The 20,429-nt window shown below is 69.6% G+C and carries 19 protein-coding genes and 1 tRNA gene; 7 read left to right on the forward strand and 13 right to left on the reverse strand.

Annotation, left to right across the window (positions count from 1 at the left end):
* Window positions 1–3: 3 nt before the first annotated feature.
* Genes BLT28_RS28485 through BLT28_RS28505 form a run of 5 tightly spaced genes read right to left on the reverse strand, consistent with a single transcriptional unit; the run spans window position 4 to window position 6,128 of the window.
* Window positions 4–1,473: a peptidoglycan D,D-transpeptidase FtsI family protein gene (locus tag BLT28_RS28485; RefSeq protein WP_030427907.1), complete on the reverse strand. Its 1,470-nt coding sequence runs from the start codon at window positions 1,471–1,473 to the stop codon at window positions 4–6.
* Window positions 1,470–2,936, reverse strand: a complete 1,467-nt coding sequence (locus tag BLT28_RS28490) for an FtsW/RodA/SpoVE family cell cycle protein (protein WP_030427908.1) — start codon at window positions 2,934–2,936, stop codon at window positions 1,470–1,472. Before BLT28_RS28490 ends, BLT28_RS28485 begins: the two co-directional genes overlap by 4 nt.
* Window positions 2,936–4,354 (reverse strand): PP2C family protein-serine/threonine phosphatase, encoded by a 1,419-nt coding sequence (locus tag BLT28_RS28495; RefSeq protein ID WP_030427909.1) that lies wholly within the window; start codon window positions 4,352–4,354, stop codon window positions 2,936–2,938. Before BLT28_RS28495 ends, BLT28_RS28490 begins: the two co-directional genes overlap by 1 nt.
* On the reverse strand, window positions 4,351–4,812 hold the full coding sequence (locus BLT28_RS28500; RefSeq protein WP_030427910.1) for an FHA domain-containing protein FhaB/FipA: 462 nt from the start codon (window positions 4,810–4,812) through the stop codon (window positions 4,351–4,353). The genes BLT28_RS28495 and BLT28_RS28500 overlap by 4 nt, the downstream gene beginning before the upstream one ends.
* A 50-nt stretch (window positions 4,813–4,862) precedes the next feature.
* Window positions 4,863–6,128: a DUF3662 and FHA domain-containing protein gene (locus BLT28_RS28505; protein ID WP_030427911.1), complete on the reverse strand. Its 1,266-nt coding sequence runs from the start codon at window positions 6,126–6,128 to the stop codon at window positions 4,863–4,865.
* Between the two features lie 201 nt (window positions 6,129–6,329).
* Here BLT28_RS28505 and BLT28_RS28510 point away from each other — a divergent pair.
* The 3 genes from BLT28_RS28510 (at window position 6,330) to BLT28_RS28520 (ending at window position 9,183) form a co-directional block, all read left to right on the forward strand.
* Window positions 6,330–6,412: transfer RNA gene (locus BLT28_RS28510), tRNA-Leu, on the forward strand.
* Window positions 6,413–6,686: 274 nt separating this feature from the next.
* Window positions 6,687–8,162 (forward strand): family 43 glycosylhydrolase, encoded by a 1,476-nt coding sequence (locus BLT28_RS28515; protein WP_052406976.1) that lies wholly within the window; start codon window positions 6,687–6,689, stop codon window positions 8,160–8,162.
* 397 nt (window positions 8,163–8,559) lie between these two features.
* Window positions 8,560–9,183, forward strand: a complete 624-nt coding sequence (locus tag BLT28_RS28520) for a hypothetical protein (protein ID WP_030427913.1) — start codon at window positions 8,560–8,562, stop codon at window positions 9,181–9,183.
* A gap of 21 nt (window positions 9,184–9,204) precedes the next feature.
* On the opposite strand, the gene BLT28_RS28525 is transcribed toward BLT28_RS28520, so the two are convergent.
* Complete coding sequence (locus BLT28_RS28525) at window positions 9,205–10,527, reverse strand: D-arabinono-1,4-lactone oxidase (RefSeq protein WP_030427914.1); 1,323 nt, start codon at window positions 10,525–10,527, stop codon at window positions 9,205–9,207.
* 89 nt (window positions 10,528–10,616) lie between these two features.
* Here BLT28_RS28525 and BLT28_RS28530 point away from each other — a divergent pair, with 89 nt between their 5' ends.
* Window positions 10,617–11,825, forward strand: coding sequence for an amino acid deaminase/aldolase (locus tag BLT28_RS28530; RefSeq protein ID WP_043810563.1), 1,209 nt, complete (start codon window positions 10,617–10,619; stop codon window positions 11,823–11,825).
* A gap of 9 nt (window positions 11,826–11,834) precedes the next feature.
* Here the strand turns inward: BLT28_RS28530 and BLT28_RS28535 are convergent, their stop codons facing one another.
* From BLT28_RS28535 to BLT28_RS28545, 3 genes are all read right to left on the reverse strand, one after another.
* The gene (locus BLT28_RS28535) at window positions 11,835–12,494 is read right to left on the reverse strand and encodes a TetR family transcriptional regulator (protein WP_052406977.1); all 660 of its coding nucleotides are present in this window, start codon (window positions 12,492–12,494) and stop codon (window positions 11,835–11,837) included.
* 1,086 nt (window positions 12,495–13,580) lie between these two features.
* The gene (locus tag BLT28_RS28540; RefSeq protein WP_030427917.1) at window positions 13,581–13,910 is read right to left on the reverse strand and encodes a hypothetical protein; all 330 of its coding nucleotides are present in this window, start codon (window positions 13,908–13,910) and stop codon (window positions 13,581–13,583) included.
* 10 nt (window positions 13,911–13,920) lie between these two features.
* Entirely contained in the window at window positions 13,921–14,184 is a 264-nt protein-coding gene (locus BLT28_RS28545) for a hypothetical protein (protein ID WP_043810565.1), read from the reverse strand.
* A gap of 241 nt (window positions 14,185–14,425) precedes the next feature.
* Here BLT28_RS28545 and BLT28_RS28550 point away from each other — a divergent pair, with 241 nt between their 5' ends.
* From BLT28_RS28550 to BLT28_RS28560, 3 genes are all read left to right on the forward strand, one after another.
* On the forward strand, window positions 14,426–15,853 hold the full coding sequence (locus tag BLT28_RS28550; protein WP_052406978.1) for a helix-turn-helix domain-containing protein: 1,428 nt from the start codon (window positions 14,426–14,428) through the stop codon (window positions 15,851–15,853).
* A complete protein-coding gene (locus BLT28_RS28555) occupies window positions 15,850–16,764 on the forward strand; it encodes a phosphotransferase enzyme family protein (RefSeq protein ID WP_231950470.1) in 915 nt (304 codons plus the stop codon). The genes BLT28_RS28550 and BLT28_RS28555 overlap by 4 nt, the downstream gene beginning before the upstream one ends.
* A gap of 207 nt (window positions 16,765–16,971) precedes the next feature.
* Window positions 16,972–17,274 carry a hypothetical protein gene (locus tag BLT28_RS28560; protein ID WP_231950472.1) on the forward strand — a complete coding sequence of 101 codons (303 nt, stop codon included), beginning with the start codon at window positions 16,972–16,974 and terminating at the stop codon, window positions 17,272–17,274.
* Between the two features lie 57 nt (window positions 17,275–17,331).
* Here BLT28_RS28560 and BLT28_RS28565 read toward each other — a convergent pair whose 3' ends face one another.
* From BLT28_RS28565 to BLT28_RS28580, 4 genes are read right to left on the reverse strand one after another with little or no spacing between them, the layout of a single operon-like run.
* The gene (locus tag BLT28_RS28565) at window positions 17,332–18,381 is read right to left on the reverse strand and encodes a copper resistance D family protein (RefSeq protein ID WP_063766525.1); all 1,050 of its coding nucleotides are present in this window, start codon (window positions 18,379–18,381) and stop codon (window positions 17,332–17,334) included.
* Between the two features lie 4 nt (window positions 18,382–18,385).
* A complete protein-coding gene (locus BLT28_RS28570; protein ID WP_030427922.1) occupies window positions 18,386–18,970 on the reverse strand; it encodes a copper resistance CopC family protein in 585 nt (194 codons plus the stop codon).
* Window positions 18,967–19,671: a YcnI family copper-binding membrane protein gene (locus tag BLT28_RS28575; protein WP_030427923.1), complete on the reverse strand. Its 705-nt coding sequence runs from the start codon at window positions 19,669–19,671 to the stop codon at window positions 18,967–18,969. The genes BLT28_RS28570 and BLT28_RS28575 overlap by 4 nt, the downstream gene beginning before the upstream one ends.
* 41 nt (window positions 19,672–19,712) lie before the next feature.
* Entirely contained in the window at window positions 19,713–20,249 is a 537-nt protein-coding gene (locus BLT28_RS28580) for a hypothetical protein (protein WP_052406981.1), read from the reverse strand.
* Between the last annotated feature and the right edge of the window lie 180 nt (window positions 20,250–20,429).

A 20,429-nucleotide genomic window follows, 5' to 3' on the forward strand; every position in this document is an offset into this window, starting at 1 on the left:
GACTCAGCCACCTTCCAGCCCGGCGCGGATGACCGCGCGGCCGATGGGTGCCGCGACGGAACCACCGGTGGCCTCGAGACCGCGGTCGCCGCCGTCCTCGACCATCACGACGACCGCGATCTTCGGCTTGTCCGCCGGGGCGAAGGCCACGTACCAGGCGTGCGGCTTGGTCAGCTTCGGGTTGGCCCCGTGCTCGGCGGTTCCGGTCTTGGAGGCGATGGTGACGCCGGAGATCTTGCCGGGACCGGTGGTCCGCTCCTCCGACTTGATCATCATCTGCTTGAGCGTCTCGGCGGAGCTCGCCGACATCGCGCGCCCGGCCTGCTTGGGGTCGATCTCGTCGAGCACGCTCACGTCGTGGGTGACGATCCGCTTCTTCAGCTGCGGTTCCATCCGCATGCCGCCGTTGGCGATGGTCGCCGCGATCATCACGTCCTGCAGCGGGGTCAGCTTCACGTCCCGCTGGCCGATGCCGGTCTGGTACAGCGCCGCTGCGTCCGGGATGTCACCGAGCGAGGACGGCACCACGTTCATCGGGATCTTCAGGTCCTGCTCGCCGATGCCGAACTTCTTGGCCTGGGCGCGCAGCTTCTCCTCGCCGAGCTGACCGGCCAGTTCGGCGAACGCGGTGTTGCACGAGCGGGCCAGCGACTCCTCCAGCGAGGCCGTCTGACCCCCGCCGCAACGGTTGCTGTCGAAGTTCTCCAGCTTCGTCTTGGTCCCCGGCAGCTGGATGTTCGGCGCCGCGGTGAGCTGGTGGTCCTTGGTCAGCCCGTTCTCCAGCGCCGCGGCGGCGACCACCAGCTTGAACGTCGATCCCGGCGGGTAGTTCTCCGAGATCGTCCGGTTCAGCATCGGCTTGTCTTTGTCGTCGTTGAGCTCGACCCACGCCTTCTGCCGGGCCGAGGAGTCGTGCGTGGCGATCCGGTTCGGGTCGTAGGACGGCGTGCTGACCATGCCGAGGATCTCGCCGGTGTCCGGGCGCATCGCGACGACGGAGCCGGTGAAGCCCTTGTCCGTCATCTGCTTGTACGCGGTCTCCTGGATCTTCGGGTTGATCGTCGTCTCGACGTTGGCGCCCTTGGGGTCCCGCCCGGTGATCAGGTCGGAGAGCCTGCGCACGAACAGCGCGCTGTCCGAGCCGTTGAGGATGTTGTTCTCGGCCTTCTCCAGCTGGGTGGGCGCGTAGCTGATCGAGTAGAAGCCGGTGATCGGTGCGTAGGCCGGGCCGTTCGGGTACTTCCGGAGGAACCGCAGCTTGTTGTTGGTCTCCTCGGAGGTGGCGATCACCCCGCCCCCGGCGACGATGATCTTGCCGCGCTCCCTGGAGTACTCCTCGAAGAGCACCCGCTGGTTGCGCGGGTCGTTGCGGTAGTCGTCGCCCTTGATCACCTGCACGTAGGTGGCGTTGGCCAGCAGCAGGACGATCATGCCCATCATCGCGAGCGCGACCCGGCGCAGGGGAGTGTTCATGTCGGGCGCTCCACGAGCACGGTGCTGGCCTCCGCGATCGGTGCCTGCTGGGGCTTGGGCCCCTTCGGGGTCTGCGGTGCGGGACGACGGGCGGCGTCGGAGATGCGCAGCAGCAACGCGATCAACGCGTAGTTGGCGACGAGCGACGAACCGCCGTGGGAGAGGAAGGGAGCGGTCAGACCGGTCAGCGGGATCAGCTTGGTGACGCCGCCGACCACGATGAACACCTGCCAGCACATGGCGAAGGCCAGGCCACCCGCGAGGAGCTTGCCGAAGGTGTCGCGCACGGCGAGGGCGCTGCGCAGACCGCGCATGACCAGCAGCAGGTAGATGATCAGCAGCGCGGCCAGGCCGATGAAGCCGAACTCCTCGCCGATCGCGGCGATGATGAAGTCGCTCTGCGAGAAGGTCACCAGCTCAGGGCGCCCGCCACCGATGCCGGTGCCGCCGAGCCCGCCGGTGCCGAGGCTGAACAGGGACTGGCTGATCTGGTTGCCCTTGCCGAAGTAGTCGGCGAACGGGTCGAGCCAGGTCTGCACGCGGACCTGCACGTGGCCGAAGAGCTGGTAGGCGACCAGGCAACCGCCGAAGAAGAAGGTCAGACCGATGACCAGCCAGGCCACCCGCTCCGTCGCGATGTAGAGCATCACCAGCACGATGCCGAAGAACAGCAGCGAGGTGCCGAGGTCCTTCTCCAGCACCAGGACGCCGACCGAGAGCGCCCAGGCCACGAGCAGCGGTGCGAGGTCGCGGGCCCTCGGCAGTTCCATGCCTGCGAAGCGGCGCCCAGCGGCCATGAACAGGTCGCGTTTGGACACCAGGAAGGCCGCGAAGAAGATCAGCAGCAGGATCTTGGCGAACTCACCGGGCTGGATCGACCCCACTCCCGGCAGCCGCAGCCAGATCTTCGCACCGTTGACCTCGGAGAGGCTGGACGGCAGCAGACCGGGCAGCGCGAGCGCGACCAGGCCGGCGAGCCCGGCGGTGTAGCCGTACTTCGCCAGCATTCGGTGGTCCTTGACCAGCCACATCACCGCGATGAACACCGCGAGCCCGACGACCATCCACACCACCTGCTTCGGTGCGGACTCACTGCCGGGCGTGCGGCCCAGCTCCTTGGCGCGGGCGATCACCGCGGGGTCCAGGCGGTTGATCATGACGAGGCCGAGCCCGTTGACCAGCGCGACGCACGGCAGGATCAACGGGTCCGCGTACGGCGCCCACTTGCGCACCGCGAAGTGGGCGAGACCGAACAGCGCGAGGAACGCCGCGCCGTAGTACAGGATCGAGCTGGTGAGTTCCTGCTCCTGGTTGGCGTCGGAGATCGCCAGTGCCAGGGTCACCAGCCCGGCGGCGAACCCGAGCATCGCCAGTTCGGTGCCGCGCCGCGTCTGGACCTGGGGGGCCTGGGGCGTGCTGACCGGCCCCAGGCTGGGGTTGGTCCCGGATGCCGGACGCCCCATCAGCCCACCGTCCGGCAGTCCACACCCGGCGTCGGCTTGGGCGTCGGCGACGGCTGCGGATTGTTCGGGTCCTGCGGGGTGTTCGGGTCGGCCGGAGGCGGCGTGGTGGTCGTGGTGGGCGGTGGCACCGATCCGCTCGGCCCCGGGGGCGGGGTCGGCAGCTGACCGGTACCGCCCGCCGGGCACACGGGCAGCAGCCAGTCCACCCGCAACCGGCGGACCGCCATCCTGGCGCCCTCGATACCGTCGACGTTGTCGTTGGTGATGCCGTTGCGCACCAGGTCCTTGCCGAGGTTCTTGAGGTCCTTGAGCGAGACCTCCTCGCACGGCTGGGGCGCGTCCGGAGCGCAGGAGCCCTCGACCTCGCGCTGCAGCTTGAAGCCGAGCACGTCGCCGCGGAGGCCCTGGAAGATCGCGACCTTCTCCTGGTCGTTCACCCCGACGTAGTACTGCTGGAGCACCCACCACCTGAGCACGAAGCCGCCGCCCGCGAGCAGCGCGAGCACCAGCAGCGTGATCAGGAAGCCGCGCAGCTTGCTCCTGCGCTTCGGCGGCGGGGGAGTCTCCATGGCCACCCGCTGCGGCGCGTTGTTGCGCTGCGGGTTGATGGCGCTGGCCCTGGCGGCGGGGGTGTCCGGCGGCGGCGGGTCGTCGCTGCCGTCCCCGGCGGCGCCGCCGACGATCGGGTTGTTCTCGCCGTAGTCGACGTCGACCACGTCCGCGACGATGCACGTGACGTTGTCCGGTCCGCCGCTGCGCAGCGCCAGCTCGATGAGCCGGTCGGCGCACGCCTGCGGGTCGGGGATGCGCATCGCGTCGTCGAGGGTCTCCTGGCTCACCGGCCCGGACAGGCCGTCCGAGCAGAGCAGGAACCGGTCACCCGCCCGCGCCTCCCGGATCGCGAAGCTCGGCTCCACCTCGTGCCCGGTCAGGGCGCGCAGCAGCAGTGAGCGCTGCGGGTGGGTGGTCGCCTCCTCCTCGGTGATCCGGCCTTCGTCGATCAACGACTGGACGAAGGTGTCGTCGTGGGTGATCTGGGAGAAGACCCCGTCGCGCAACAGGTACGCGCGTGAGTCACCGACGTGCACCAGGCCGAGCTTGTTCCCGGCGAACAGGACGGCGGTGAGCGTCGTGCCCATGCCCTCCAGTTCGGGGTCGGTCTGCACGAGCTCCGAGATGGCCGCGTTGCCCGCGATCACCGCGTCCCGGAGCTGACTGATCAGGTCGTCGCCCGGCTCGTCGTCGTCGAGCGGGGCCATCGCGGCGATGACGACCTTGCTCGCGACCTCACCGGCGGCATGGCCGCCCATGCCGTCGGCGAGCGCGAGCACACGGGGGCCCGCGTACACGGAGTCCTGGTTGTTGGAACGCACCAAGCCCCGGTCGCTCCGGGCCGCATAACGAAGGACGAGGGTCATGAACGCAGCTCGATCACCGTCTTACCGATACGGATCGGTACGCCGAGCGGGACCCGGACGGGTGCCGTGACCTTCGCCCGGTCTAGATATGTGCCGTTGGTGGAGCCTAGGTCCTCGACGTACCAGTCGGTTCCCCGGAGGGACAACCGAGCGTGCCGTGTCGACGCGTAGTCGTCGTCGAGCACGACCGTGGAGTCGTCCGCGCGGCCGATCAAGATCGGCCGCCCGTCGAGGGAGATCCTGGTCCCCGCCAGCGCTCCGTGCGTGACGACGAGCTGACGTGGTTGTTTCCCACGGGCCTGCTGCTTCCCGGAGGAGCGGCGGAACCCCGGCATGGAGACCCGGATGCCGGATGCGGCGTACAGGTCGGAGCGGACGACACGCAGCGCAGCCAACACGAACAACCAGAGCAGGGCAAGGAACCCTGCTCTGGTCAGCTGCATCACCAGATCTGGCACCTGTTGTGTTCGCTCCTGCCTCGTGCGACCGCGTCGTCGTTGAGTGGGGATCAGCCCTGGGCGCGGAACACCAGGGAGGAGTGGCCGATGCGGATCACGTCACCGTCGGCCAGTTGCCATGCCTGGGCGGGGTTGGAGTTCACCGTGGAGCCGTTGGTCGAACCGAGGTCCGCCAGCATGGCGTTCTGACCGTCCCAGGTGATCTCCAAATGACGGCGCGACACGCCGGTGTCCGGAAGGCGGAAATCCGCGTCCTGGCCGCGACCGATCACGTTGGAGCCCTGCTTCAGCGTGTAGTTGCGGTTCGACCCGTCGTCGAGCTGCAGCGTCGCGGTCAGCTGCCGCGGCGCGCCACCGACCGCCGGCGGGGCGTAACCCTGCTGCTGGCCGTAGCCCTGGTCGTACCCGCCCTGCTGGCCGTAACCCTGGTCGTACCCGCCCTGCTGGGGCTGCTGGCCGTAACCCTGGTCATAGCCCTGCTGGCCGTAACCCTGGTCGTAGCCGGGCTGGCCGTAGCCGCCCTGCTGGGGAGGCTGCTGACCGTAGCCCTGGTCGTACCCCGGCTGCGCGGGCTGCTGGCCGTAGCCCTGGTCGTAGCCGCCCTGCTGCGGGGGCTGCTGGCCGTAGCCCTGGTCGTACCCGCCCTGCTGGGGGTGCTGGTCGTAGCCGGGCTGCGGCGGCTGGCCATAGCCCTGCTGCTGGTCGTAGCCGTACTGGCCGCCGTAGTTCGGGTCGTAGCCGCCCTGCTGGGGCTGCTGACCGTAGTTGGGGTCCTGTCCGTACTGGCCCTGCGGCTGCTGGCCGTAGCCCTGGTCGTAGCCGTACTGACCCTGCTGCGGCGGGTGCTGCTGGGCGTACCGGTCGCCCTCGGGGTACTGGCCGGGTGGCTGGCTCATGGGTCGGTCTCCTGCGGTACGAGGTGGTGCCGGCCGTCGGGTCGGCGCTGCGTCTGGGTCGACTGACGAGCTGGTACGGAACTGTCCGGTGTGCAGCGTCTCAGAACGCTCCATGGAGACTACGACGTCACCGTATGTATCCCACCCGTGCTCGGCCAGATGCTCGTTGATGCAGTCCGCGAGCAGTTGGCTCACTCGCTGTTCATCCGCGGCAAGGCGGTCGAAGTCGGTGGGACCCAGTCTGACGACGTAGTGGTTGGGAGCGAGGAGACGCCCTCCGGCGAGCTCCTTGATGTTGTCGTCGGCCTCTCGCTCTAGGGCCTGCGCCACCTCCTGCGGTACGACTTTGCCTCCGAACACGCGCGCGAACGTATTGCCGATCACACCTTCCAAGCGGCGCTCGAAGCGCTGCAGGCCCACGGCAACCCTCCACGTGATGTGTTCCTCGAAGCGTCGGTCCTAGGACGTCTGACCATGGTCCTCCGTTCCTCGGCCGCGCGCTTCTTCCCTTCGATCGTATCCGGGTCCACTCGGGGGCACAGGGGGCGTTTTGCAACCCACCCGGGGGCCCGTGCTAGGCTTCCGCCGCACCACAGAACACCACAAAAGAACAGCAGTTCCGGGCAAGTGGCGGAATGGCAGACGCGCACGGTTCAGGTCCGTGTGTCCGAAAGGACGTGGGGGTTCAACTCCCCCCTTGCCCACCCGAATCAAGGCGAGCGCTCGCACAGAGCGCTCGCCTTTTTCGTGTGTCGACGACGCTGGGGGAGCGACTCCCCCAAGCCCCCCACGGTGCGGGCTCCTGGCGAACCAGCGTTGCTCGGTGGGCGGTCACCAGCGTGCGGCTTCACGTTTCGGGTGCGGCGGACGGACTGATCGCTGCGACACGTGGGGCAATCGTGATTCTCAATGTGGCCCGCGGGTGAGACAGGTCACTACCCTGGAGAGGCTGGGTCACTGCGCGCACCTGGGGGAACGATGCGTGGTTGGGGATCTCGTCTCACCGTCCTGGTTTCCGCCCTGGCGCTCGCCGTCGCGGGTGCTCCCGTCGCCCCGCGGGCCCATGCGGCCGTCGGCGAGGTCGTGTCGATCCGGTCGCACAACTTTCCGAATGCCTACTTCAGGCATTCGCACTGGCTCGGCCGCATCGCCGACGTCTTCCCGAACAGCGACGACCTCGTCAAAGAGGACTCGACCTGGGAGTTGAGGCCCGGCCTCGCCGGGAGCTGCCTGTCGCTGGAGGCGCGCAACTACAAGAACCACTACCTGAGGCACCGCAACGGGGAAGTGGTGCTGCAGCGGTACTCCGACGACCTCGGCTTCCGGCAGGACGCCACCTTCTGCAAGGTCCCCGGGCTCGCCGACTCGAGCGGGTTCTCGTTGCGCGCCCTCCAGTTCCCCAACGCCTACCTGCGGCACGCCTTCGGCCTGCTGAAGCTCAACGACTACGACGGCGGCGAGCTCTTCCGGCAGGACGCGACCTTCCACACCGCGGCGCCGTGGATCACCGGGCGGTTCTACAACCCGATCCTGAACGCGGGCGCCGACCCGAGCATGGTGATCCACAACGGGCAGTACCACCTGGTGCAGGGCGACTTCTACAACGACGACGACATCGTCATCCGCAGTGCGTCCACTGTGGAGGGTCTGCGCACGGCGGCGCCGCACGTGGTGTGGCGCAACCCCGCGTGCCCCGCGGTCGCGTGCAAGGAGATCTGGGCTCCGGAGCTGCAACGGATCGGCGACCGCTGGTGGATCTTCTTCACCGGTCAGGACGGGTCGGGCGGGCACACCCACCGGATGTACGCGCTGCGCTCGACCGGGCCGGAGATCACCAGTTCCTACGAGTTCCTCGGCGAGCAGCGGCTGCCCGGCGACACCTGGGCCATCGACGGCACCTACCTCACCCACCAGGGCCAGGACTACTACCTCTGGTCCGGCTGGGAGAGCCAGAGCGCGAACCGGGTGCAGCACCTCTACATCGCGCGGATGCGGGACCCGATGACGCCGATCGGCGACCGCGTCCGGATCTCCTCGCCGACGCAGCCGTGGGAGACGGTGCCGAACGGGCTCAACATCCTGATCAACGAGGGCCCGCAGCCGATCGTCGCGCCGAACGGCAGGCTCTCGGTGGTCTACTCGGCCAACGGCAGCTTCACCGACGACTACTGCCTCGGCAGGCTCACCCTGGACGGGGACCCGATGAACCCCGCCGCCTGGACCAAGTCCGGCGGCAGCGTCTTCGCCGGGCGGCACACCGCGACCTCGCCGGGGCACAACGGCTTCGTGACGATCAACGGCAGCCCGTGGATCGTCTACCACGCGAACATGGACCCGGGGACCGGCTGGCCGGGCCGCAGCGTCCGCGTCCAGCCGATGTCCTTCGACGCGGCGGGGCTCCCCGTGCTGGGCGCTCCGACCGACATCCACCAGGGGATTCCGCTGCCCAGGTGAGCGGTGCCGCGACGACCGGTTAGCCACGGCCGGTGAGCGGTTGAACGGCGCGCGACGGGGGGTGACCGGGCCCCGGCGGGGCGGCACGCGCTCTGCGCCGCCTGGACCAATCACCGCCCGAATGTGCTGCAGAAGCCCTGACCTGCTTTTCGTCGGCGGGCGGACGCGGGCTCACGCTGCTCACACGAACGGCCGCACAGTCGGACCGAAGTCGAAATGCCGTTCACCGACCGGTCACCGCTCGCGCCGGGCCGCCGGTCGCAGCACCCCCGGTTTCGTAGATACGTCGGACCCGCGGTCCTGGTACTCCAGTTACTGCAAACAAATGCCGCCGCTGATTCCGGCGCAGGGTGAGAATGCGGAATCCAGCGGTGAAAGCCGAGGGGAGGCGAAGCGCGTGAGCCGCACTACTGGGCAGACGGCGGTCGATGGAGGTTTCCACGTCCTGCCCACCCGGGCGGTCCCCCCCGTCGAATTACCGGCTCCGTCCGAGCACCTCGCGGCGCAGGCCGCCGAGCTGCTGGGCTGGCGCGGCATCATGCTGCCGCCGATGACGCTGCTGGGCCGCAAGGTCATCGTCGTCGCCGAGCTGCTGACCGCCGAGCACGCCGAGCGCGTGTGCCTCGGCGCGCCGCCGGTCACCGACCGCACCACCGTCTCCACCTGGGTCTGGCCGGAAATGGCGGGCCGGGTTCCGCCCACCGCCGTGCGCATCGTCGGCGTGCTCGCGGTCTCCAGGCACTGGCGCAGCGCGCTGACCTCCGTGGTGCCGTTCGCCCGGTTCACCAACGCGGCGGTCGTGGTCCCCTCCACGGTCGCGGGTGCGGACGACTTCCTGCTCAACTGCCTCATGCGGGCCCGGCAGTACGGCGTCGCCGTGGCCACCGCCGAGGAGCGCGACGGGGTCGAGCTGGCCATGCCCGCCCGCGTCGAGCAGCCCACAATGGACCTGCAGGAATCCATGATCCGCTGGATGCACGAAATGGTCTACGAGCAGCTGCTCGCCACCGTGCCCGCCTGAATTGTTTCTCCGCACGGCTGCTCAGATTTCCCCGAGAACCCGGTCGAGGTACGCGTTGCGGAATCGGCCAGTGGGGTCGAGCTTCGCCCGCACGCGGCGGAACTCCTCGAACTTCGGATACCGACCGGTAAGTATTTCAACGTTGCACCGGTGCATTTTGCCCCAGTGCGGGCGGCCCCCGACCGCCCCGACGACGGACTCGAACACCTCGAACCAATGCCGGTGCGGCATGCCGACGAACTGGTGTGCCGCGATGTAGGCGCTGTCCCTGCCGTACGCGGTGGACAGCCACACGTCGTCGGCGGCCGCCACCCGGACCTCGACCGGGAACATCACCGGGTGCTCCAGGCCCGGTAGCGCAGCACGCAGCTCGCGCAGCACGTCGCAGACGGCCTCGCGCGGGATCGCGTACTCCGACTCCACGAAGCGCACCTGGCGGTCGGTGACGAAGACCCGGTGCGACCGGTCGCTGTAGGACCGCGGCGACAACAGCTCCGACGACAACCAGTTCAACGGTCGCACGAGGCCGGGCACCGCCCGGCCCAGCCGGCAGACCGTGCCGAAGGCCAGGTTCTCCATCACCTGGTACTCCCAGAACTTCCGCGCCGGGCTCAGCGGCGCGCACTCGCTCCCCGCGGGCAGCCGGTTGTTCCGCTTGACCAACGCCTTGCTGCCGTAGGGGAACCAGTAGAACTCGAAGTGGTCGTTGCCCTCGGCGAACTCGTCGAAGCGCTCCAGCACCTCCTCCAGCGGAGCCGGGTACTCGTTGGCCTCCAACGCGTAGGCCGGTTCGCACCGCAGGGTCACCGAACTGAGCACGCCGAGCGCACCGAGCCCGACCCGGGCCGCGGCGAACTCCTCCGGGTTCTCCTCGGCGGAGCAGCGCAGCACCGAGCCGTCCGCCAGCACCAGCTCCAGCGCCTCGACCTGGGTGGCCAGTCCGCCGAAGCGCGCCCCGGTGCCGTGGGTGCCGGTGGAGATCGCGCCCGCGACGGTCTGCTTGTCGATGTCGCCGAGGTTGGTCATGGCGAGCCCGAGCCGGTCGAGCTCCGCGTTGAGCCGGTTCAGGGTCGTCCCCGCGTGCACGCTCACCAGGCCGCTCGCCGGGTCCGCGGAGATCACGCCCGAGCACCTGGCCAGGTCGATCGCCATGCCGTCGCTGGCCGCGATCGCGGTGAAGGAGTGCCCGCTGCCGACCGCGCGCACGGGCAGCCCTTCGCGTTCCGCGGTCCGGATGGCGTCGGCGATCTCCTCGGCGTCGCGGGGGTGGGCGGTGCGCCGCGGGCGAGCCGAGGCGGTGCCCGCCCAGTTCGTCCAGGTGGCAGGGGCGGAGCGTGCGTGCATCACTACCCTCCGTCGCGAAGATCTCGGGTGACGCCGAAATTACGTGAATGACTTTCGCTTATCAAGGTCCTGGCCCTACCGTGGATAACGTGCTTACCAACGGACTGCGTGCGCGTTATGACTCGGCAACCGTCGAGCTCGATCCGCCGTTCGCGCTGGTCGACCTCGAAGCGTTCCGCTCGAACGCCCAGGAGCTGCTCAGGCGGGCCAATGGCCGGCCGATCCGAGTGGCCAGCAAGTCGGTCCGCTGCCGCGAACTGCTCGGCCAGGTGCTGGCGCTGCCCGGGTTCGCCGGGGTGATGGCCTACTCCCTCGCCGAGGCGCTGTGGCTGTTCGAGACGGAGCTGACCGACGACCTGCTGGTGGGCTACCCGACCGCGGACCGCGGCGCGCTGCGCGCCCTGGCCAAGGACGACGCGGCGCGGGCGGCGGTCACGATCATGGTCGACGACGTGGCGCAGCTGGACTTCGTCACCGACGCGCTCGGCACCGGGCATCCGGAGATCCGCGTCTGCATCGAGCTGGACGCGTCCTGGCGCCCGCTGTCCCGGTTCCGCCAGGACTGGCTGCACGTGGGGGTCCGCCGCTCGCCGGTGCACACCCCGTCCGAGGCGGCGGCGCTGGCCAGGGAAGTGTTGCGGCGCCCGGGTTTCTCGCTCGTCGGCGTGATGGCCTACGAGGCTCAGATCGCCGGTCTCGGCGACGCCCCGCAGGGCAGGCCGGTGCGGGCGGCCGCGGTCCGGATGATGCAACGGCGCTCCTTCGCCGAGCTGGCGGAGCGCCGCGCGGCGGCGGTGGCCGCGATCCGCGCGCTCGCCCCGCTGGAGTTCGTCAACGGCGGTGGCACCGGCAGTCTGGAGCGGACCTCCACCGAGGAGGCGGTGACCGAGCTGGCCGCGGGATCGGGACTGCTCGCACCGACGCTGTTCGACTCCTACCAGGCGTTCCGGCTGCGCCCGGCCGCGCTGTTCGCACTGCCGGTGGTGCGCAGGCCCGCGGACGGCGTCGCCACCGTGTTCGGTGGCGGCTACCTGGCGTCCGGGCCGGTCGGCAGCGACCGGTTACCGACCCCGTACCTGCCGCAGGGCCTGCGACTCACCGGCACGGAGGCGGCCGGTGAGGTGCAGACCCCGTTGCTGGGCGCCGTGGCGAACGAGCTCGCGGTCGGCGACCGGGTGTGGTTCCGGCACGCCAAGGCGGGGGAGCTCGCCGAGCGGTTCGCCCAGTTCCATCTACTCGACTCCGGCGGTCTCACCACGGTCCCCACGTACCGCGGTGAGCAACGCTGCTTCGGCTGAGGTGGCGGTTCAGCCGATGCGCTTGGAGAGGTAGTCCCTGATCAGTTCCTTGGCCTCGGAGATCAGCACGGCGTCGCCGTCCGGATCCCGGCGGAAGGCCAGCTTCAGCACGCTGTCGGCCGCCTCGATGGCCACGGCCATCGGGGTGGACACCTGGCTCTCCGGGAAGCCGAAGCGCTCGGTGATGAGCGTGGACAACCGTTCGGCGATCACGGTGTTGCTGTCCCGCTGCTCGTCCATCAGGTGCGGGTCGATGACGTCACCGAAGTGCACCTTGCGGAAGGCGGGCAGGTCGCGGTGCATCGACACGTAGATGTCGAAGACCGAGTCCACCACCTGCCACCAGTCGTCGAGCTGGCGCTCGGCGAAGCGCTGACCGACCTCGTTCATGAAGCGGTCAAGGTTGCGCAGGGTGAGCGCCTGAACGACCGCGCGCTTGTCCGGGAAGAACTGGTACAGCGAGCCGACCGCGACGCCTGCGCGTTCCGCGATCAGGGTCGTGGTGACCCCGTCGTAGCCGACCTCGGCGATCAGGTCGGCGCAGGCGTCCAGCATTCGTTCCACCCTGCGCGCACTGCGCTGCTGCACTGGACGGCGACGCAGCGGTGTGACGTCGGCGGGCACGGCTACTCCTAACTTGGGGGCTCGGGCGGCCGGGGCGACGAACATGATCTCTGCTCGCCTCGCTCCGGGCGCGCCACCGTATTGATGTGTGTGCGGTGGCCGGTCCAGTCGTCCCACTAGTTGTCCGGCGTCTTCGTTCTCCGACCTCGGCCCTCCGCCGATCAGGTGGAGGGGCCGGTCCGAGTGGTACGGACTGTCCGTGCGGTTGGGGGAACCTCTGCTCTCACAAGCGTCAGACGCACGAGGAAACCACAGGGACACCCCCTGTGATCACCAACACCGTTACCTGGACGTCATCTTTCCTAAGCATGTCAAGACCGTCGCCGGTTACCCAGAGTCCATCTTCCGATGGACGGCGTTCGAAGGGAAACAGGGTTTCCTTAAGGTCTGCTGCCTCGACTTTTACGATCAAGATCGCAACGAGTTTCAGATACGGGCTGCTATACCCGCTGTTACTTTCCGGTACCCGCCGAACTACCTGACCGACCGGTCGGCTGCGGGGTGGGCGTCCGCAGGCGGTCCGAGTCGTGAATCGGTTACACGGCGTGGCGCTACTAAACGGTCGTACATGAGGGCCGCATAAGGATTATCCCCCGTAAAAGCGGCAAGGTTCACTCGAATGGAGTACGGACCAACTGCCGGTGAGGCCGAATGGGTGGCCGGGCGGGTGCGGTTGCTCCCCTCCGGCTCCACCCGAAACGTGCAACCGGGCGTCCCTGGCCGAACGCTCTGGGTGACGTGTTTGCGGGAGTGGCAAGCCTGTTGTTCGGCGCCAATTGGCGACCATCCGGCTCCGGCGATCTCCACGATCGGGTACAGAATTCAACTGGTCATCTGACCAACAATCGCGACAGAGAAAAACCCGGCGCTCGCGGGAGGTGAGCGCCGGGTTTCTTCCCTTACTGCGGGGGACGGGAGTGGAATTCCGCGAACCGGTGCCGGTCGGGGGGAGGGGGAGTGCATTTCGGCACCGGCCCGCGGAGGTCTGTGTAGTTGTGCCCTGCTGCGTGGCCCGGCGGTCCAGGTCCGATAGCGGTCGGGGGTTCGCCCGGACCCGGACCACCAGCCACGGGGCGGTCTCCTCTCGCCTGCGCTCGGGGGCGCGGCGCGAGGACCGCCGGTCGTCCTCGCCTAGGAGACCTTCGCGACGGGCTGAGCCGTGCGCAGGTGCCTGGCAGGACGTGGCGCGAGGCCGCCGGCGACGAGGTGCTCGTATGCCGCGCGCCACACCGAACACGGTGCCTTCTGCTGGCGCCAACGGGTCGAGCACTCGGGGCAGTTGCCCCGCTCGTCGGGCTCGTGGGCGGCGAGCATGGCGCGCCAGCCCTCGGTGAGCCTGGGCAGTTCGGAGCGGGCTACGGACAACAGGGACGGGGCGTCTGCGCGGTCGGCCAGCTCGGTGAGCATGTCGAGCCGCTCCCAAACCGCGTTGCGCAACACCTGACCCAGAATCTCGTCCACAGCTCCACCGTCACCTTTCCGCCTGCTCGGCGGCCTCGCGCAGAGCTGACCTGAGCTGGGATACCTCGCCCTGGCACAGCACCGCGGTCTCGCCGGGAGGTCCGACGAGGAGAACTCGGTTCTGCTCGACGACCACGGTGAGGCTCCGGTGCCGGTTGGCCACGTCGCGGCAGCCGATCAGCCACTCGCGACGGGATCCGTTCTGGACTGCCGAGGCGGGCGTGACGGGCTTGCTGCCGCCGGTGGCGGTTCCCGTCTGCTCGGCCAGTTCCACGGTTCCGGTGTCCCTCCGTGTTCGCTCACTTACAGGAACTAAGGTTGGGGGGAGTCGAACCTGAACGGGGACTTTCAGCGCCGATCGGCGTCAGTTCCACGGTGAGCGGCATCTCAACTTCGGTCGGACCGATCAGGAGACCGGTCGGACCGATCAGTGCGGGCGATCGGCACTTCACCGGCGCGCGACGATGCCCTTACTCTTCGATTGACGCCCGTCGGACCGTAAAAGGGGGCGCTTAATGAACACCATCGGTTCCCAAGGCTCGCCTGTTACTCCCGAAGTGTGGGAGCAGCAGGAGATGCGGGACGCGCTCGCGGCGCGGGACATCTCCTCGGTGTACCGGCTGCTGCGCAGGCATGGGGTTTCCCAGCGCCAGATCGCGGCACTGACGGGTCAGTCGCAGTCCGAGGTCTCGGAGATCCTCAAGGGTCGCCAGGTCATGGCCTATGACGTGCTGGCCAGGATCGCCGACGGCCTCGACGTGCCGAGGGGCTACATGGGCCTCGCGTACGACGGGGGCACGGCCATGAGGGTGGTCGGTCCTCCCGACGACCCCCAGGCCGAGGAGGAAGAGTCGGTGAAACGACGCATGTTCCTCGCTCACGCCGCCGCCATCACGATGGGCGCGTCGGTGTTCGGGCAGGAACAGGGCCACTGGGTGACCAACCCGACGCAGACCCCCGCCCGCGAACGGATCGGCAAGACCGACGTCCAGCAGGTCGAGGCCGCGACCAAGGCGCTGCGCGCGCTCGACTACCAGTACGGAGGCGGCACCTGCCGGGACGCCGTGGTCGCCCAGCTCTCCTGGGCCGAGCAGCTGCTGCGCGCCGACGCGGCCGAACCGGTACGGCGGAGGCTCCAGCTGGCGCTGGCCGACCTGCACAGCCTCGCGGGCTGGACCTCCTTCGACACCGGCATGCTCGACCCGGCCCGCAACCACTTCGGCAAGGCGCTGCAGTTCGCCAAGCACAGTGAGCACAACGAGCTGGTCGCGAACATCCTCTACCGGATGGGCCGGGTGTACCTGCACTACGAGGCGCCCAACGACGCGCTCAAGCTCTTCCAGCTCGGCCAGCTCGCCGCGCAGGACTCGGGTTCCGCGCTGACGGTGGCGGTGCTCTGCGCCAACGAGGCGTGGGCCTACGCGATGATGGGCAAGCGGGACCAGGCCATGAAGATGGTCGGCCGGACCAAGGACGAGTTCGCCCGCGCCGACTTCGCCACCGCGCCGGACTGGGTCAAGTTCTTCACCGTCAACGACCTGCACGGGATGATCGGCTCGGTGCACCACTCGCTGGCTGGCATCGAGGAGTTCCGCGCCAAGCACGCGCCGCTGGCCGTGGCCGAGCTGATCAAGTGCACGCAGGGCTACGAGTCCGATATGAAGCGCACCCACGTGTTCGGCCTGAGCATGCTCGCCGCCGACCACATCCGCGCAGGCGACGTCGACCAGGGCCTGCGGGTGGGCCGGGTGGCCTTCGACATGGGCGAGGGCGTCAACTCGGTGCGGGTCGCCGACCGGATGAACCACATGCAGGAAGAGGCGGTCAAGTACCAGCACATCGGTGACGCCAAGGAGCTCGCCGACGACGTCCAGCAGTTCCGGCTGCGCACCGGCTCCCCGCACTTCCGGGGCAAGCTCGCGCCCGGGAACCCCAGTACGTGACGGTCGACGTGCAGGCGGGGACGAGCGGGCGCTACACCCGCGCGAAGCTCGCCACGGCGTTGCGGGCGATTTGCGACGCCGTGGGGCTGGACCCGAAAGGCGCGCGGTTGCTGCGGTTCGTCAACAACGCGGTGTTCCAGCTCTCGGCCCAGCCCGTCGTGGTTCGCATCGTCCTCTCCCCGTCCCTTCGGCATAGAGCTGACAACGTTGTCAAGGCCGCGACCTGGCTGGCCGAGCACGATGTGCCCGCGGTCCGGCTGCTGCCCGGGGTGGCGCAGCCGGTCGAGGCAGACGGGCACCTGGCCACGCTGTGGCAGTCGGTCCCGGAGAACGGCCCGCGGCCGACCGGGTTCGACCTGGCGCGGCTGCTCCGCCGGATGCACGAGCTGCCGCACGCGCCGTTCTCCTTCGACCGGTGGGACCCGCTGCTGGACGTCCGGCGCCGGATCGCCGACGCCGAGGAGCTGGACTGCGGTGACCGGGCGTTCCTGGAGCTGCGGGTGGACGAGGTGGAGGACCAGCTCGCCTCGCTGCGCTTCCCCTTGCGCCAGGGCGCGATCCACGGGGACGCGCACCTCGGCAACCTGATCTCCGGCAGTACCGGGATGCTGCTGTGCGACCTGGACTCGGTCTGCGTCGGCCCCCGGGAGTGGGACCTGACGCCGCTCGCGGTCGGCATGCTGCGGTTCGGGCACGGGACCGAGCGGTACCGGGCGCTGGCCCGCGGCTACGGCTTCGACGTGACGCGCTGGCCGGGATTCCGGGTGTTGCGCCAGGTGCGGGAGCTGAAGCTGACCACCGGAGTGCTCCCCATCCTGAGGAGTAATCCCGATGTACGCACCGAGTTGGCGCGTAGGCTGAAAACCTTTCGTTCGGGTGACATGTCAGCCAAATGGACGCCCTACCAGTGAGCTGCCTGGCAGCTATGCTCACCGCCTTGTGGACGATGCCAAGCATGACAATCGTTCCCCAGAATGAGTTTGTCCGTAACGCAATCCTTCTGTAGGACGACATAGCGGACGTCATGGGAATGTCAAGATCCGCGCTATGGTAACTGTCCGTAACGGGTGGTTGCCCTCGCCGAGTCACAGTGTGTGCACAGCGGAGGGGTGGATGTGGTGTTGGGCATCGGTGGGCTCACAGGCAAGAAGTGGCACAGTCGCCGCGCGTTGCAGGCAGCGGAGATGCTGGACGAGGTCGTCGACAGCCAGCTGCCGCTGGTGACCGAACTGTCGGAGGAGAGCAGGCGCCGCTCCGCCGAGTACCTGTCCGAGCTGGTCATGCTCGCGCAGGACTACCGGCACTTCGCCGCCGGATGGATCGACCAGGCTGAGTTGGAGCGGCGCGGCAACGCCACCGTGGCGCGGCTCGAAGTGCTCAGCAAGCACCGTTCCCCTGCCCGGCTGACCGAGCAGGACTGACCCAGAACGGCTGTTCGTCCGACGTGGGGGCGCTGACGAACAGACGTCGCCGACCTTTCACCGGGTGGGGACCTCCGCGATTCCCCACCCCACCTCAGTGGGCGCCGCCCGGCCGAGCGCCGTGCCCAGGCCCACCGCCAGGGCCATGAGCAGCAGTTCCGCCGTGATCCAACCCGCGAGGACGAGCCGTGAGCGCGCCGACGCGCCCGGTGAGAGCTCGGGGAGCAGCCGGAAGCGCACCTGGGCGCCGATACCGCCGAGCCCGGCGAGCAGCACCGTCTTCCCGATCACCAGCCAGCCGTAGCCGGTACCGCTCAGCGCGTCGAGCAGGGGCCGGTCGACCCGCACCGCGAGCTGGACGGTCGCGCTCACCACGCCGCTGACCGCGACCGCGGCCAGGCAGCACGCGGCGAGCCTGGAGAACTTCGGCAGCACGCTCGCCAGCAGTGCCCGATGCGGCGCCACCAGGACGAACACCGCCAGCAGACCGCCGACCCACGCCGCGGCGGCGAGCACGTGCACCGCCGTGGCCAGCATCGCCGGGGTGTGGCCCGCCGAGCCGGCGGCGTGGCCGGTCAGCGGCAGCGCGACCACGCCGAGCAGGGCGGCGACCGCGGGCAGTTCCACCGGCACGGTCCGGCTACGCGTGGTGACAAGGCTGAGCACGCCGAAGGCCAGTGCGCAGGCCGCGGTCACCAGGAGTGCCCGACCACTGCTGACCTGGGCGGAGTACTCCGCCAGTTCGCGGACCCGCAGGCCCAGCCGATTGGGCGAGAGTTCGGCGGCCTGCCACCAGATGAGCATGAGCGCGGTGAGCACCCAGACGGCGCCGAGGACCACCCCGGCCCGCTGGGCCGTCGCCGCGATGGCCGATGCCCGGCGTTCACCGCGGAGGAGCCAGCCGAGGACTCCGATGCCCACCGCGCCGATGCCCACCGCGTCCAGCAGCAGGCGCACCACGGGCAGCCCGACCCGGACCACGTCGCTGTCGGGCAGGCCGGGCAACGGGGCGGGCGCGGTGACGGCGACCCCGGCGAGAACGCTCGCGGTCGCCGTCACCAGCACGCCGGGCAGCAACAAGGTCGCCCGTCCTGCTCGGTCCCGCATGTCGCTAGTCCCGGGTGTTCGGCGCCCGGGAGAACCGGAGCGCCACCACCACGCCGACGCCGAGCACCACAGCGGCCCCGACCAACCACGGCCAGACGGGCATGCCCTCGCCCGGTTCCGCCTGCCGTCCGGCGATCGCGGTCACCTGCCCCGTGTCGGGCTGCGCGCTCGTGCTGGAGGGTTTCGACCCGGCGAGCGGCACGCCCGGTCCGTCCTTGGTGAGGCGGAAGGACAGCTTGTCGCCGACCGGGTGGCCGTCGGCGGAGAGGATGCGGAAGGCGATCGTGTACTCCCCGGCGGCGCCGAGCGGGCCCTCCACCGGGACGGTCACCGTGGTGTTCTCCACGACCGGCTTCCCGACCGGCCAGCGGGTCGAGCCGGGCCCGGTCAGCGTCACCGTGTTGACCAGGTCGGCCGCCTGGACCTGCTGGTCGAACACCAGCTTCAGTTCGGTCGGGCCGGTCTCGACCTGGGCGTCCTTCTTCGGACTGCTGTCGACGAGGACGTTGTGGGCCAGTGCGGGTCCGGCGCTGACGACCAGCGCCAGCCCGGCGGCCAGCAGTGCGCCGAGCGCGCGGGTCGCCCTCATGCCGAGGTCGCCTTGCGGCTGCGCGCGATCGCGCCGATGCCGAAACCGACGCCGAGCGCGCCGACCACCAGGCCCGCGCCGCCGAGCAGCCGCGCGGTGTCGTCGGCGGTCTCGGTCGCGGCTGAGGACTCGCTGCCGTGCGAGTGCGAGCCGGAGCCCGCCGCGGCCTTCGGCGTCAGCTTGAGCACGGGGGCCGGGCGCTCGGGCTCGGCCCCGTTCGTCGGCCGCTGCTCCCACTTCACGACCTTGCCGTCGTCGTAGGTCTGGGTGGTGGGCATGACCAGCTTGTCGGTGTTCTCCGGCAGCTTGCCGAGGGAGACCTCGAACTCGGCGAACTCGTTGTTGCCGATCTTCACGCCGGGGTCGGCGGTCCAGGTGATGGTGCGGACCGCCTCGGTGATCCTGGTGCCGTGGGATTCCACCGGCGTGGCCAGCGGCGCCTTGGAGACCTCGGCCTTCCAGCCGGGCACCGGCTTGGTGCGCACCGAGGTGAGCGGGTGCTCGGCGGGCAGGGTGACCTCGATCTTGACGGTGCCCGCGGTCGAGGACTCGTTGGGCACCCGGAAGGCGACCTTGGTGTAGCCGCCCTGCTCGGCGGTGCCGGGCTGCGCGGTGACGTGGGCGAGGGCCGGGGCCGCGGTGAGCAGCGTCGCCACACCGGTGGCGGCGAGCACGCCGAGGACGCGTCGGTTCAACGACATGTACTGACTCCTGAAGCGAAGGGGTGAGGTGAAGGCGCTGTTCAGGAGGTCAGCGGTGGGCCGCGGCGGGCGTGCGCGCGGCGCAGCAGCACGTCGAGCGAGGTGATCAGGCCGGACCTGGCCGGGATCACGGCGAGCAGGGGAGCGAAGACCGGTGGCCGGGGACTGTGGCGGGGCAGCACGGCACCGAGCGCGGCGGCCATGCCGAAGATCGCCGACTCGGCTCCGGCGAGGAGGAGCGCGGTGACCAGGGTTGCCGCGGTGTGCGCCGCGAACATCGGCCACGTGTCGGTCACCGCCCCGTGGTCGTGCAGCGTCAGCGCGTTGAGCAGCAGGTGCGTCGCGAGCTGCGCGGTGCCGAGTGCGGTGAGGACCGCCGCCGGGCTGCGCCGCTTGTCGGCGAAGGAGATCCCCACGGTCGCGGTCAGCACGGTGAGCAGGACGGTCAACGCCGAGTCCGGGGCGGAGCCGCCCGCGACGACGTGGCCGAGGGTGGCCAGGGCGGCCGAGGTGGAGGCCAGCAGACAGCCGCGGAGCGCCCGCAGCGCGCCGCGGACCGGATCCAGCCGTACCGCCACGAACAGTGAGGGTAAGTCCTCTACCCATCGCGCGGGTGACGAGCGGTCTCACCTCACGTGATCGACAGTGTCGACGGCGGGTTTAGGCGGATGCCGATCGGGTAATCCCTGCGCCGTTCTCTGCGGCGTCACACGGACGGGCTAAGCCGCCGGGTGGCACGCACCGCTGTTGTTGCGCAT

It is taken from the genome of Allokutzneria albata, from assembly GCF_900103775.1.
Lineage (GTDB): Bacteria > Actinomycetota > Actinomycetes > Mycobacteriales > Pseudonocardiaceae > Allokutzneria > Allokutzneria albata.